The 14,061-nt window shown below is 72.8% G+C and carries 9 protein-coding genes; 3 read left to right on the forward strand and 6 right to left on the reverse strand.

Features of this window, described 5'->3' with window-relative positions:
* Window positions 1–338: 338 nt before the first annotated feature.
* Window positions 339–2,186: a right-handed parallel beta-helix repeat-containing protein gene (locus ACK8HX_RS08805; protein ID WP_411940307.1), complete on the forward strand. Its 1,848-nt coding sequence runs from the start codon at window positions 339–341 to the stop codon at window positions 2,184–2,186.
* 7 nt (window positions 2,187–2,193) lie between these two features.
* Window positions 2,194–3,012 carry an HAD-IIB family hydrolase gene (locus ACK8HX_RS08810; RefSeq protein WP_411940308.1) on the forward strand — a complete coding sequence of 273 codons (819 nt, stop codon included), beginning with the start codon at window positions 2,194–2,196 and terminating at the stop codon, window positions 3,010–3,012.
* On the opposite strand, the gene ACK8HX_RS08815 is transcribed toward ACK8HX_RS08810, so the two are convergent.
* From ACK8HX_RS08815 to ACK8HX_RS08840, 6 genes are all read right to left on the reverse strand, one after another.
* Window positions 3,009–4,052 (reverse strand): hypothetical protein, encoded by a 1,044-nt coding sequence (locus ACK8HX_RS08815; protein WP_411940309.1) that lies wholly within the window; start codon window positions 4,050–4,052, stop codon window positions 3,009–3,011. The two genes, ACK8HX_RS08810 and ACK8HX_RS08815, sit on opposite strands and share 4 nt — an antisense overlap.
* Window positions 4,036–5,523 (reverse strand): phospholipase C, encoded by a 1,488-nt coding sequence (locus ACK8HX_RS08820; RefSeq protein WP_411940310.1) that lies wholly within the window; start codon window positions 5,521–5,523, stop codon window positions 4,036–4,038. The genes ACK8HX_RS08815 and ACK8HX_RS08820 overlap by 17 nt, the downstream gene beginning before the upstream one ends.
* Entirely contained in the window at window positions 5,520–7,118 is a 1,599-nt protein-coding gene (locus ACK8HX_RS08825; RefSeq protein WP_411940311.1) for an ArnT family glycosyltransferase, read from the reverse strand. Before ACK8HX_RS08825 ends, ACK8HX_RS08820 begins: the two co-directional genes overlap by 4 nt.
* Complete coding sequence (locus ACK8HX_RS08830; protein WP_411940312.1) at window positions 7,115–8,389, reverse strand: glycoside hydrolase family 71/99 protein; 1,275 nt, start codon at window positions 8,387–8,389, stop codon at window positions 7,115–7,117. Before ACK8HX_RS08830 ends, ACK8HX_RS08825 begins: the two co-directional genes overlap by 4 nt.
* A complete protein-coding gene (locus ACK8HX_RS08835) occupies window positions 8,386–9,801 on the reverse strand; it encodes a glycosyltransferase family 39 protein (protein WP_411940313.1) in 1,416 nt (471 codons plus the stop codon). Before ACK8HX_RS08835 ends, ACK8HX_RS08830 begins: the two co-directional genes overlap by 4 nt.
* Before the next feature lie 112 nt (window positions 9,802–9,913).
* Window positions 9,914–12,478 carry a glycosyltransferase gene (locus tag ACK8HX_RS08840; RefSeq protein WP_411940314.1) on the reverse strand — a complete coding sequence of 855 codons (2,565 nt, stop codon included), beginning with the start codon at window positions 12,476–12,478 and terminating at the stop codon, window positions 9,914–9,916.
* A gap of 408 nt (window positions 12,479–12,886) precedes the next feature.
* On the opposite strand from ACK8HX_RS08840, the gene ACK8HX_RS08845 reads away from it, so the two are divergent.
* Window positions 12,887–13,921, forward strand: a complete 1,035-nt coding sequence (locus ACK8HX_RS08845) for a hypothetical protein (protein ID WP_411940315.1) — start codon at window positions 12,887–12,889, stop codon at window positions 13,919–13,921.
* Window positions 13,922–14,061: the final 140 nt, after the last annotated feature.

Below are 14,061 nucleotides of genomic sequence, written 5' to 3' on the forward strand. Positions count from 1 at the left end.
CGGGCCCGTGGTCCCCGTTCTCCGGACACCGGGGGCGGATGGGTGGACGATGACGACGGGCGGTGCCGTCGCTACTCGGCAGGGGAGCAGCCGCGGCACCGCCTCGTCGGGGGGCCGGGGTCAGCGTGCCGGAGCCCGGCGTGACCGGCATCGATGTGACCATGCCGCGGGGGCACGGATGGCTCTTCCGGGCCATGGGCGGCGGTCTGGTTGCCCGGTAGTCTCCGAGCGGGCCGTCAGCAGGAGGCGGCCCAGGCAGGGGTTGCACGATGTCGACGTCCTCCAGAGGTGTGGCGTGGTTCGCGGCCGCGGTGGCGGCCTTGGCTATCGGGGGGACGGTGGCCGCCCCGGCGGGCGCCGACAGCCCCCTCAGTCCCTACACCGTGGCGAGGGTCGGCTCCACGTCGACCTACACCGCCACGCCGGCGAGCGGGTCGGTGATCTCCGGGTCGCTCAAGACGGTCGTCGAGACCGCTGCGACCCGGCTCACCGACGGCGGTGGGGGCACGATCCGCTTCGGTGCGGGCACCTTCGACCTCGGGGGGACGTGGTGGGAGTTCTACGACCTCTACGGAGTGACCTTCGAGGGCGCCGGCATGGGGTCGACGCTCATCACGAACAACGCGTCGGACGCCACCGACACCGAGCCGTTCGACATGTCGGCGAGCGACCGCATCACCATCCGCGACCTCACGGTGCGGGCCGGTGGCCCGCTCCGGTCCACGAGTGACGCCATCGACTTCGACGGCGGTGACTTCGTCGTCATCGAACGTGTCGAGGTGTCGGGCTCGCGTGCGCGCGGGATCATCTTCGACGGCAAGGGGGGCGGGTCGATCACGCACGCGGACGACAACGTCGTGCGGGACTGCTACGTGCACGACGTCCCCGGAGACGGCATCGAGCTCCTCGCGTCGAGCCGAAACCTCGTCGAGGGCTGCCGCATCAGCAACGTCGGCGGGTACGGGGTGCGGATCGGGAAGTCCTCGTCGCAGGCGACGCAGCCCAACAAGCCCTCCGACGAGAACACGGTGCGCGGCAACACGATCGACCAGGCGGGCCGTGACGGGATCTTCGTCAACAGCAGCAACCGCAACCGGATCACCGCGAACCGGATCACCAACAGCTCGGACGACGTGACGAGCCGCGACGGCATCCGGATCAGCTCGAGCGACAGCCGCTCGTGCAACGGCAACGTCATCCGGACGAACGTCGCGACGGACACGCAGGCCACGAAGACCCAGGCGTACGGCCTGAACATCACGAGCTCGCTGTGTGTCGGCACGATCGTCGGCGGCGACAACGACTTCACCGGCAACAAGGCCGGGACGGTCAAGAACAGCGGCACGGGAACGGTGTTCGAGCAGGGCAACCAGCACCCGACGGTGTCGGCCGGGCCGGACACGAGCGGCTCCGTCACGACGGGTGTCGTGCTCGACGGCACCGCCAGCGACGACGGGCCCGCACCGCTCACGACGGCATGGTCGGCGACCGCCGGGCCGTCGGGCGTGTCGTTCGACGACCCCGGAGCGGTCGACACGACCGCGAGGTTCACCCAGCCCGGGACCTACACCCTGCAGCTCGTGGCGACCGACGGCGCGGGCCTGTCGACCGCCGACTCGGTGGGGGTGACGGTCTACGCGGGCGGCACCACCGTGCTCGCCATCCCGATCACTGTGGGCTCCGACGACGGCGAGGAGCGCGAGGGCGGTGCGGTGTCGAGGTCGAGCAAGAACCTCGAGCTCGTCACGGACGGCGCTCCGCAGGTCGTCGGACTGCGCTTCCCCGGGGTGCAGGTCCCACGGGGGGCGACCGTGACGGGCGCCCACGTCCAGTTCACGTCGAGCGCGGTGACGACGGCGGCGACGAACCTCGAGGTGAGGGTCCAGCTGAGCGGCGACGCCGCCCCGATCTCGGGCAACGCCTTCAACCTGTCCTCACGGCTGGCGTCGTCGAGCGCCCCGGTGGCGTGGGCTCCCGCGCCCTGGTCGACCGTCGGTGCGGCCGGCGCCGACCAGCGGACCCCCGGCCTCGCGAACGGGCTGCAGCAGGTGGTGGCCCGCGGGGACTGGAACGCGGGCAACGCGGTCCTCGTCCTCGTGACCGGCACCGGGAAACGCACCGCCTGGGCCTGGGACGGGAGTCCTGCGGGCGCACCGGTCCTCCACCTCACGTACACGATCCCGTGAGCCGGCCGTGACGACCCCGCACGCGACCAGGCTCGTCGCCTTCGACCTCGACGACACCCTGGCGCCGTCCAAGACCCCCTTGGCGCCTGAGATGGTGGCGGCCCTCCTCGCCCTCCTCGAGCGCCACGAGGTCCTCGTCATCTCCGGCGGCAACGTCACGCAGTTCCGGACCCAGCTGCTGGCGCCGCTGGGGACCTCGGGCCGGCTGGCGAGGCTCCACCTCATGCCGACGTGCGGCACCCGCTACCTCCGGCTCGTCGACGGCGACTGGGTCGAGCTCTACGCCCACGAGCTGTCCGTCGAGGACCGTTCGGTGGCGGCCGAGGCGCTGGAGTCGGTCGCGCGGAGCCTGGGCCTGTGGGAGCCCGACGACGTCGTCAGTGGCGAACGCATCGAGGACCGCGGCACGCAGGTCACGTTCTCCGCCCTGGGGCAGCACGCGAGCCCGGACGCGAAGAAGGTGTGGGACCCCGACGGCCGGCGCCGCGAGGACCTGCGCCGGGGCGTGGCGGCGCTCCTGCCGCGGCTGGAGGTGCGCTCGGGCGGGTCGACCTCCGTCGACGTCACGGCACGCGGCATCGACAAGGCCTTCGGCCTGTCGCGGATGCTCGAGCTGCTGTCCCTGCGGCCCGACGAGGTGCTCTTCGTCGGTGACCGGCTCGACCCCGGCGGCAACGACCACCCGGTGCTGTCGCTCGGTGTGCGGACCCAGCCGGTGCGGGACGAGCACGAGACCCTCGGCATCATCCACGCCCTGCTCGCCGGGGCTGGGGCACGCGCCTCCGGGCCCGCCCGGGGTGCACCCGCCCTCGCGCGTCGCCGTTAGCCGCCCCCGGCCCCTCGGAGGGCGAGCGCGGCCAGCCGCCGTCCCCTCACGAGCGGCCACCTGCCGGCGGCCACCAGCCGCTGCCTCAGCCTCGGCCGGGGCGCGAGCACGAGCCCCACGGCGATCGCGAGCGGGACGCCGCCGAGCACGGCGAGGTCCAGCCAGGTGAGGACCGGCATGACGACGACCTGGTCCGTGGACAGGGTCAGGCTCCGGTTGATCCGCAGACCCGGGGCCGCCGCGACCACGTCGTACTCACCGCGCGGGACCTCGGTGAAGACGGTCTGGCCGTCGACGAGCGGCTTCCGCAGGTCCAGGATGCCCTCGCGCACGAGCTGCACCTCGGACCCGACGGGGTGCCGGAAGAGCCGGTCGACGACCTCGACGCGGACGTCGAAGGCCAGGAGCGGCACCCGGACCACCTGGCGCTCACTCGGGTAGAACCTGATCTGCGAGCGGTTGACGACGCTGGAGCCCGCGACCGTCACGGACTCCACCGAGTAGTAGATCTCGCGCTCCTCCAGCCCGTCCGGTCCCCGGAGCACGCGGGTGCCCGGGAGGTGGACGGGTCCCAGGTCGGTCCGGGTGATGACCTCGCCCGTGCTGGACTTGAGCGAGAAGCGTTCGATCTGGCGTGTGGGGAGGCCGGAGAACGCGAAGGAGACCTCGTGGTCGATCCCGTACGCCGCCTGGACGACGCGGCCGCGAGCGCTGAGGAACACCCGGTCGAAGATCGCCCGGCGGTGCCCCGGCAGCTGGATCGGCGTCGTCGGTGCCGTGATGTCGCGCGCGGAGGTCAGCCGGCACACGGTCACCGTCGCGTGGCCCGCGCCGTCGGTGACGACGGTCCGGCCCGCGACGTCGAGCCGGGCCCCCGGCACGACCGGGACCGTGCTGACCGACACCTCGACCAGCGGGCGGTCGGCCGGGCAGGCGGCCGCCGCCGCGGCGGACGCGGCGGGCACTCCTGAGGCCGCCGCCGCCGCGAGGAGGAGGGTGACGAGCGCGCGGCGCGCCGCCACCTCACGACCGCCGGTCACGTCGTCTCCACGTGGACCACAGCGCACCGAGGACCACCACGGAGGCCGGAAGGAGGACACCCCCGCCGTACGCGAGGTAGATCGAGCCCTGCGGTGAGGTGAACTCCCGCGCCGGCTTGCGCTCGTCGGACAGCAGGCGGGGGGGCCGCGGTCGCTGCGTGAAGTCGAAGGCGGTGAGGATGTTGTTGGCCTCGCGGTCGCGCTCGGCGAGCGGCTCCACCCCCCAGTTCTCCTCGATGAACTTCAGGCCCGACGTGAAGTCCAACGTCGTGCTGTCGACGTGCCCTCGTCGCGCGTAGGCGCTGACGAGGAGGGTGGGAGCCCGGTACCCGTAACCGTAGGGGTCGACCTGGGGCGGGACGACGTGGTCGTACCAGCCGCCCCAGTCGTCGTAGGTCCACAGGAAGGCGGAGGACTCCCACGAGGTGCTGCGCATGAGGGCGGTGTGCAGACCCCGGACGAACCGCACGCCCGCGGCCACGCTCCCCGGAGGGTGCTCGCTGGCCCCGGACGGGACGATGTACGACACCGAGGGCAGCGTGCCGTCCGCGAGGTCGCGGTAGTACTGGTCGAGCGGGACGATCCGCGAGGACAGGCGCGGGTCGTCGAGGAAGCGCGCGTAGGCCAGCACCGGGGCCCAGACGACCTGGGCGCCCTTGTTGGCGTCGTCGACGGTCCGGTACGTGCGGTACGTGACGCTCGGGTCGTAGTTCTGGACGTAGAACTTCCACGAGACTCCCGCCTCCTGGAGGCGGTCGAAGATCGTGGGGATGTCGCCGAACCCCTCGGCGGGGATGCTGTCCCCGTCGGGGTTCCCGGGCACGCCGGCGACCCAGTACATGTGGTTCCAGACGCTCCCGCCGCCGGCGGAGGTGAAGAACCGGTCGAAGAGCACGTACTCGTCGGCGACGTTCCAGTAGTAGGGGATGTCGCGGTCGTCGTAGTAGCCCATGGCCTGACGGGTGGGGTCGCCCTCGTCGGCGAACGCCTCGATGAAGCCGTCGTTGCGGCCGGCGTTGAGCTGGGCGCGGAAGACCGACTCGGTGTGCCCCAGGTCGCTGATCGGCTCACCGCCGAGCCAGTAGGGCCTGACGCACTCGCCGTCCGGTGCGTCCACCCGCACCGGCACGCACGCGTCCTCCGGGAATCCGTCGGCCCCCGGATACGTGCCGAAGTAGTTGTCGAAGCTGTGGTTCTCCTGCATGAGGTAGATGAAGTGCTTGATCGGCGTCGTCGTCCGCGTGGCGCGGGCGTCCGTGGCGGAGCCCGACTGCGCGGCCACGGGCCTGCGGGTCCCACTGGGGGCCGGCACCGGCGCGGCGACCGCCGGTGTGGCGACCGCCGTCGTGGGGCGTGCTCCGTCGGGACCGGTCGAGCGCGCCGCGAGGGCGGGAGAGACGGCGCTCGCGACCGCGAGGAGCACGACCGCCGCCACCGAGGCCGTGGTCGTGGGCACTGGACGTCGGGTCATGGCCGCACCTCGTAGACGATGATGATCGGCACCATCGCGGGGCGACCCTGCTCGTCCGTGCCGTTCACCTCGTGGCGGTAGACCTCGTGACCGTTGTACCGGTCCGCGTACCGGAGGACGGCCTCGGAGAAGAAGCGCGACCGCTCGGCCGAGAAGCTGTCCCACACGACGTACTGGACCTGGTTGCGGCGGATGGCGAGGTCCGGGTTGGGGATGGGGTCGTAGACCGGGTTGCGGTACAACGGGTTCGGGCTGACGGACAGGCCCCGGGCGTCCCGGTGGCCGTACCACTTGATGACGTTGGCCATGGAGGGCCCGATCGTCATCATCGTGACGCCGTCGGGGACGTTCTGGCCGATCCACGCCCCGAGCTCACGACCCCCCGGCAGGCCTCCTGTCCCGGCGAGGGCGGTTGCCCGCTCAGTGGCGCTGACCTGCTGCAGGGTCGGCGCGAGCGTGGTGACGACGACGACGGCGGCGACGGCGACGGTGGCCCCTCGTGGCACCGACCTGCCGGCCCTCGCCGCGAGCCGGGGCCACGTCATCAGCCCTCGGGCCGCCGCGACCGCGAAGGGGGTCGCCGCCGGGAGCAGGTACTGGTAGCCCTTGACCGGGAAGAGCTCGAAGAACAGCACGGGGACCACGACCCAGCACCAGACGAGGGTCTCGCGCCACGTCACGTGCCGCCATGCGAGGACGGCGGCGACGAGAGCGGCCGCGACGACCCCCAGGCCGAGGGCGGGGGGCACGGTGAGGGGGTAGAAGTCGAGGCCGTGGTTGGGCCGGCGGAAGAGCTGGTATGAGAGGAAGGCACCCCCCGTGCTCGTCGCGCCGGCGAGGCGCAGGGACAGCGGGTAGGCCGCGACGACGGCCACGAAGATCGCGCTCGCCATCGTGACCCGCCGCCACCCGAGGGCGATCCCGGGTGAGAGGGCGAAGAAGGCGAAGACCGAGCCGGCGAGGATGATCGAGGTCTCCTTCGCGAGGACGGACAGGCCCAGGAGCAGCGCGGCGGCGCCGAGCCAGCCCGACCGGCCGCGGTTGACGTACCGGGCGAGGGCCCAGATGGCCATCGCGACGAAGAACGCCTGGGGTCCGTCGAGGAGCACCTGGCGGCTCACGACGACGTGGTACGGCATGACGGCGACGACCAGGCTCGCCAGCAGCCCGCACCGGCGGCCGTAGAGCTCGGTGCCGATGAGGTAGGCGGCGAGCACGTTCGCCACGCCGAACCCGACGGCGGTGAGGCGCGCCGCGGTGTCGCTGACGCCGAGGACCTCGAAGACGAGGGACACGGTCGCGTGGAACAGCAGGGGATGGGCCCGGAAGACCGGGAAGTACTCGAGCGACTGCGGGTCGCCGGTGATGCTCGCCGCCTGCCCGGCGTACACGGCCTCGTCGCTGTTGAACCCGACGGCGTCGAGCTGCCAGACGCGGACCGCGACACCGAGGGCCACGACCGCGACGAGCCCGGCGACGTGCCACGGGACGGCCCACCGACCAGGCTCCGCCGTCGCCTCCACCGTGCGCGCCGGCAGGAGGAGCCGGCGGGCCGGCACCTCGGGCACGGTGGCCCTGAGCTCCACCCCGCTCATCCCGACCTCCGGGCGACGGGCGGCAGTGGGGATCGGTACGCCCCGCCCGCCCCGCCCGCCGTGGTCGTCGGCGGGCTCGCCCGCTTCCACCTCGAGCGGATGAGGAGTGCTCCGAGGAGCGCGCCGAGGATGATGAGGGCCGCCACGCCGTTGACGCCCTCGGGCACCTCACGACCGGTGGTGGCGCTCGAGTCGAGCTCCGGCAGGGGTTCGGTGCTGCCGGTGAACGACGCGAGGGCGCGCAGGGCGGTCATGCCGTAGCGGGTGCTCGGCTCGACGTGGCTGTTCTCGGTGAACTCGTTCCACGAGATGAGGCCGATCGCGTCGGCCCGAGAGTGCAGCGCCGCGTCGAGCTCGAGGTCCAGGGTGCGTCCGTCGTTCCGCGGGACCACCGTCTTCCCCCCCACGAGCCGCGCGTCGAAACCGGGCGCCGCCGGTGCGACCCAGAGCCCGCCGGCGGCGTGGACCGCCGTCCCCATCTCGGCGAGCTTGTCGGGGTACCACGACTTCTCGGGGTTCACCGAGGACCAGTAGTAGGCGTTGCCCTCGAAGACGCGCGAGGCCCGCTGCCACTCCTCGAGGCTGCGCGAGGACGCGAGGACCATGAGCCGGTCGCGGACGGGGGCCACGCACCTCTCCTGGTCGGCGGAGGAGAACTGGTCGGTGCCGGTCCACACGACGACGGGCCGGTCGCCCCAGATCCGGAACACGGGGTCCTTCCCGTACTCCTGGGCGAAGGACAGCAGGTCGGCGCAGACCTGGCGGACCTCGATGGGTCGGCGCGCGAAGTCCAGGCCCTGGTAGACCAGGCCGAGGTGGAACCCCTCCGTCCGGGCCACCTCCGCGATGCGGGAGAGGCGCTCGCTGAGCTTGCCGCCCTCCTTCCAGGACACGAGGAAGGCATCGATCCCGGCCGAGCGTGCCATCTCGACGTGCCGCCGCATGACGGCCCGCTCGTCACTCGTGTACGTGCCGAGGGCCGGGGAGTCGGACTTGGCGCGGTCCCACGAGGAGGAGTCGAACCAGATGTAGTAGTAGGCCCAGATCGGGATCGCCGCGACGGCCGTGGGTGCGGTGGGCGACGGCGACGCGGTGACGCGCCCCGGTGCGCCGGAGGGCTGGGTCGCCGGGGACGGCTGGGAAAGCAGGCCGATCGCACCGAGGACCACGAGGAGCACGGCGAGTGCGCGGGCGGCACGACGGGGCGCGGTGCCGGAGGCCGGTCGGACCCCTCCGTCGCCTCGCCCCGGCACGACCGTCTCCCGCGTCACCGTGCGCCGCCCTCCGTTCCGGCCCCGACGACGTACACGACGACGAGGGGTCGGGAGGAGGGCCCGGACTCCCGGGCCTCCACGTGGGCCACGCGGCCGCCACGCCCCCGCACCTCGGCGAGCAGCTGCGCGGTCGCGACGGGGTCGTGCGTCGCGGTCCAGGCGTCCCAGACGACGGCGACGGGACCGGACGGCAACGACCCGAGGGTCTCGTCGCGGTCGGCGGGGTTGACACGCGACAGCCCCCGGGCAGCCGGGCGGACGCTGGCGACGGACCGGTCTGGCAGGTAGGCGCGCAGGATGTTGGCGACCCACGGCGCCGCGGTGACGACAGGACGGTCCGCGGAGTGGTCGAGCCAGGAGGCCGCCTCGCGCACGGCCGGGACGCCGGAGGCACCGGGGAGCTCGGGTGGCCCTCCGGTCGCGGGCGCCGCGCCGACGGCGACGACGGCGGCCGTGCCCGCCATCGCGAACGCTCCGCGGGCCGGCCAGCCACCGGGGAGGGGGTGCCGCAGCGCGGCGGCGACCGCTGTCCCGGCGAGGGCGCCCACCGGCACCACGACGACGAGCAGGTAGGGGTAGGACGACACCGGCCAGACCGTGTAGAAGAGCGCGGGCACGGCCGCGGCGAGCGCCACCGTGACCCCCTCCGGAGTCCTCCGCACGAGGACGAGCACCGCTCCCGCGACGGCTGCCGCCAGCACGACCCATCCCATCCGGGGGAGGACCACGTCGGTGTACGAGGGGCCGGTCGGTGCGGCCCTGGAGAGCTGCCACCGCGCGAACTCCAGCGCCGCGGACAGGCCCCCGGTGACGGCGAGGTACAGCGGGTAGGTGGCGACGACGAGGACGTACCACGCGGCGGCACGGGCCACGACGCGCCGGTGTGCCGGGACGACGCCCACGAGGACCGCGACGGCCAGCGCGACGGCGCTGAGGACGGCCGTCTCCTTGAACAAGGTCGCGACCCCCAGCGCGGCGGCGGCCCCCTCGAGCTGCCCCGGGTGCCCTCTCCGCACCGAGCGGACGGTGAGGAGGAGCGCGAGACCGACCGTGGTGGCCATCGGCACCTCGACGAGGACGAGGCGGGTCACGTCGGCGTGGTAGGGCATCGTCGCGACGGCGAGCGCGGCGACCGCGCCGCCGGTGCGACCGGCCAGCTCGGTCCCCAGCAGGCCCGCGACGACCACGGCCGCGAGTCCGAGGAGGACCGCCACGGTGCGGGGCACGAGCTCCCCGGTGGTGCCTCCGGGCACAGCCCCCAGGAGCAGGCCGAACAGGGGTGGGTGCGCCCTGACCTCGGGCAGTCGCCCCTCGACGACGGCGTGCCCCTGGCCGAGGTACACGGCCTCGTCGCTCGACAGTCCCCACTGTTCGAGCCCCTGCAGCCGGGAGACCGCCGCGAGTCCCACGGCGAGCAGCAGCGCCGTGGGGAGGGGCCACGGCGCGGCTGCCCTGCGAGCGGCGGGGGGGCGGGGGGTGACGCGGTCAGCAGGGACCGGTGGCGGCCGCCTCCCGGCCTGCTCAGGCCGGTGACTCACCCGCATGAAGCGGTCCGATCTCCCTCCACCGGTCGGGGAGGACGGCTCGGCCGTCCACGTGTTCGTTCCCCTCCGGTTGGCCGCGGTGGCCGCGGCCGTTCGTCATGTCGGCGCCATGCCCGTTGCCGTTGCCGTTGGCGTTGGCGTGCCCGTTGCCGTTGCCGTTGCCGTTGGCGAGTGGTGTCGTGAGCAGCTCGCCGGGCGCCGGCATCGTGCTCGCCACGAGTGCGCTCGCCTCGCTCAGGTCGAGCGCCGGGGCGGACAGCGCCCGCTCGGCCCGGTCGCGCGCCAGGAGGGCACGGATCTCCGCGGGCCACCCGAAGTCGTCGCGCACCAGGCGCCGGACCCGAACGTGGTCGAGAACCCGGTCGAGCAGGACCCGCTCGCGGGCGCGGAGCTCCTCGTAGCCGAGGCCGCCGATGCGCAGCGACGGGGCGAGGATCGAGAAGGGCGGGAACCCGTACGCGTCGTCGGTGTTCTCGATGAGCTCGTCCAGGGCCTGCCCGCGCGGGACGTCCTCGATGCGGTTCTCGCCGCGCTCGATGACGAACAGCGTGCTCACGGCCACCTCGTGGACGACGTCGCAGGGCACCAGCCGGTCGACGTCGTACTTCGGGGGCGGGACGACCGCCTGCGTCAGGGCGTTGAACGTCATGATCGGCAGGTTCATCTGCGACAGCCGCAGCCCGAACTGGCGTCCCTCCTTCGAGTGCAGCCGGCTCTGCAGCCGGAGCTTGCGCCACTCGGTGCGGGAGAGCCCCCGGGAGTCGACGGCCCGCAGCGTGTGGTGGCTGATCGTCAACGGCTTCGGGAAGCAGTGAGCCGTGCCGTCCGGGTGCACGATCGTCATGTCGTCGCTGAGGAACGTCGCACCCTGCTCGCGGATGAGCCGCAGGATCGTCCCGGTCTTCCCGGTGTCGGTTCGGGCCGACAGCATGACGCCGATCCCGTCGAGCTGTACGCACGCCGAGTGCAGCAGCAGGCGCCCGCGCGAGACGGCGAGGAAGCGGAGCAGCGCCTCGACGATGTTCGTGTAGAGCACGTGCGGGGAGTGCTCGAGCAGCGGTCCGGCCGTCACGTGGATCGTGTCGCCCATCTCGATGCGGAAGTTCGCGCCGAGCGCGCCGAGGTGCTCCTCGTACGTGCTCTCGTCCCCGCCGTCCGACGAGAAGCGCACGTGACCGCGGAGGCGGCCCACCACGCCGACCCGGATCTCGATGTCGAACGGGCCACGCGTGACGAACGGCGTGAGGAACCACTGCAGCTCCGGGAGGGGGACCTCCGAGCCGATCGTGGCGACGCCCGGCACCTCGTAGCGGTACCGCAGGTAGCCCTCGTGCATCCGGCGACGTGCCACGGCCGGGACGACGCGCTCGGCGCCGGTCCCCTCGGACGGGGCGCCCTCGGACACGGTCGTGACGCTGACCTCGGCCGGCGTCGGAGCGTCGGAGGTCGCGGGCTTGCGGAAGATCAGCGAGTCACTGACGGCGAAGCGTGCCAGGAACAACCCCACGAGCGAGATGAGGTTCGCCAGAAGGTAGTTGACGCCGCCAGCCTCGACGAGGAGCGCGATGAGGGGGACGCGCAGGACGAGGGCGAGGGCGTTGAGCGCCCCGAAGGCGGTGAACCGTCGCACGGTCGTCGTCCGCCCGGCGCCGGGGTAGACGAGCGCCTCGAGGGCTGACCAGTTCCACACGGTCGACGCGACGGTCGCGAGGACCGCTCCGATCGCGTAGTGCAGGCCGAGGACGCCGCTGAGGAACCACAGCACCACGGTGTTGACGACGAGACCGCTGGCGCCGATGGCGGCGAACCCGGCCATCCTCGAGCGCGTGCCCGACGTGGTGTCGAACCACAGCCGCGTGAGCAGCACGAGCAGGCGGACGCACTCGCGCAGTCCCGCCTTGCTCTCGCCGGCGAACCGCCTTCCGAAGTGGAACGAGACCTCGGTCGTGCGCAGCGGTGCACAGCGGATGGCGATCTCGAGGAGGATCTTGAACCCGTGGGGCCGCAGGGCGCTGACGTCGACGGCCTCCCGACGCACGGCGAAGAACCCCGACATCGGGTCGGAGATCTTCGCGAGGCGCTTCGGGAAGAACGCCTTGGTCAGCCGGGTCGCCCAGGTGGACATCACGGCCCGGCCGCGCCCGAAGCTCTCCGCGTCGCCGGCGCCGTCGTAGCGGCTGGCGACGACGAGGTCGCAGTGGTTCTCGACACCGACCTGCACGAGCCGCGGGATGAGCTCCGGCGGGTGCTGGAGGTCGGCGTCCATGACGACGACCCAGTCACCGGAGGCGATCCGCAGGCCGGCGGCGACGGCACCGCCGAGTCCGTCGCCGCGGTCGCCGGGCTCGCGGTGGTGGACCCGGACCGCCACGCGGGAGGATCGGCCCTCGGCCTCGATCGTCTCGACGGTCGCGTCGTCGCTGTCGTCGACGAAGATGATCTCGCTGCCCATGGGGAGCTGCGGAACGAGTCGGCGCAGCAGCTCGGCGACGTTGCCCGCCTCGTTGCGCGTCGGGACGACGACGGAGGTCGTCGTCGTCACCCCCGGTTCCTCCCGTCGTGGGCGGATGCCCCCCCGAAGCATGGCCGGGGCCTTCATGAGCCGCCCCCCTCTCCGGTGGGGAGCTGCTCGGGACTCGGTGTGCTGCACCGGTCCCCGGACACGTTGAACGTCTGCCAAAGGCGCATGTCGCGGTCCAATCCCTGCGCATCCGCCGCGGCCCGGGGCTCCTGCCACCCCGGATCAGAACAGCGAATGCGTCCGCAACCTACTCCGCAGGTCAAAGGACCGGGAAGGGTCCGAAATGACTATTTTCCCGACCCGCCGTCTTCAGTACCGTCGGCCCTTGTTCGGCTTGGGTCCCTGTTGCCCCCGCCGCGACCAGCTTGGCCCGCATCCTCTGGCGTGCGGCGAACAGGCAAGAGCCGCAGCGACATCGGAGGTTTCAGGATGACCGTCTTCGCCACGAGATCGGCAGGTACCGCACCTGCCGGCCCGCCCCAGCCCCTCGACCGACACGACCCGGCCCTGGTCGCCGAGGTCCGGGATTTCCTCGCGGTGCCGCGCCCGTACCGCGAGGTCGAGGACCTCGAGGCCACCCTCCTCGCCCTCTGGCAGGACGTCCTCTCCGGGGGAGTGAGCGACCTCTCCGAGCTGGAGGCCTGCAGCACGTTCTTCTCGCGCGTCGGCTTCCTCCACAAGTACAAGGTCTACGGCGTCAAGGTCGCTCTCCCGTTCGGCTACTCGCTGTTCGACCTCGCGCCGGGCCAGGGCTTCTCGTTCCAGGTCCACGAGGAGCCGAAGCTGGAGGGCTTCCACGTGCTCCGCCCCAAGGGTGGCGCCCTGCTCTACGTCGCCGACCTCGACGAGTGGGAGGCGCACGGCAGACCGTGGGCGGTCCGCCACTTCACGCAGGGCCGCGTCCGGCAGCTGCCCCCCGGGGCCATCGCGCCGCTCGAGGGTGACGTGGCCACGGTGAGCGAGACCGGCGTCGTGCACACGGTCCTCGGCTGCGTCCTCGAGGAGTACGCCAGCTGCTCGGTCGACTCCGTCGTCCGGCTCTACGACCAGAACGACCGGTCCGACCCGGTCCTCCCGGCCCGGCACGTGTCGCCCGCGCAGCTGCTGCGGTCGGGCTCGACCGGCCTACCGGGCCGGCACCTCGCCCGCTCGGGGTCCGGCTGGGTCCGGCGCACCCCGCTGTGGCGGGGCGAGGTGCTCGAGACCCCCCAGGTCAGGGGCTGGCGCGAGGTGCTGCGGCCGGGAACGGCTCAGGCCCTCGTTCCGGGCGCACACGTCACCTCGGTGGTTGTCGTGTCCGGTCGGCTGTCCGTCTCCCTGTCGCGGACGCTGATGTCGAGGGCGCCGGGAGAGGTGGTCATCGTGCCGCCGGGGCTGCCGGCCACCCTCACCTGCGACGTCCCGACCGCGGTGACGGTCCACCAGGTGCCCGCGGAGCTGGTGACGCGGCACTGGAGCCGCTGAGCCGCTCCCCGGGAGCCGGGGGCACGAGGACGGCCCGCCACCGCAGGATGGGGGCGGGCCGTCGGCTCGTGTGCACCACCATCCCACCGACGGGGTGCCCGAAGGTAAACCACGGCCCAACTTCTCGCCAAGATTCGGCC

This window comes from Oryzobacter faecalis, assembly GCF_046764005.1.
In the GTDB taxonomy this organism is placed as follows: domain Bacteria; phylum Actinomycetota; class Actinomycetes; order Actinomycetales; family Dermatophilaceae; genus Oryzobacter; species Oryzobacter faecalis.

Bases quoted from the DNA above. Each gene is read 5' to 3' on its own strand.
- ACK8HX_RS08825 (WP_411940311.1), bottom strand. From the start codon at position 7,118: ATGAGCGGGGTGGAGCTCAGGGCCACCGTGCCCGAGGTGCCGGCCCGC.
- ACK8HX_RS08820 (WP_411940310.1), bottom strand. From the start codon at position 5,523: ATGACCCGACGTCCAGTGCCCACGACCACGGCCTCGGTGGCGGCGGTC.
- ACK8HX_RS08845 (WP_411940315.1), top strand. From the start codon at position 12,887: ATGACCGTCTTCGCCACGAGATCGGCAGGTACCGCACCTGCCGGCCCG.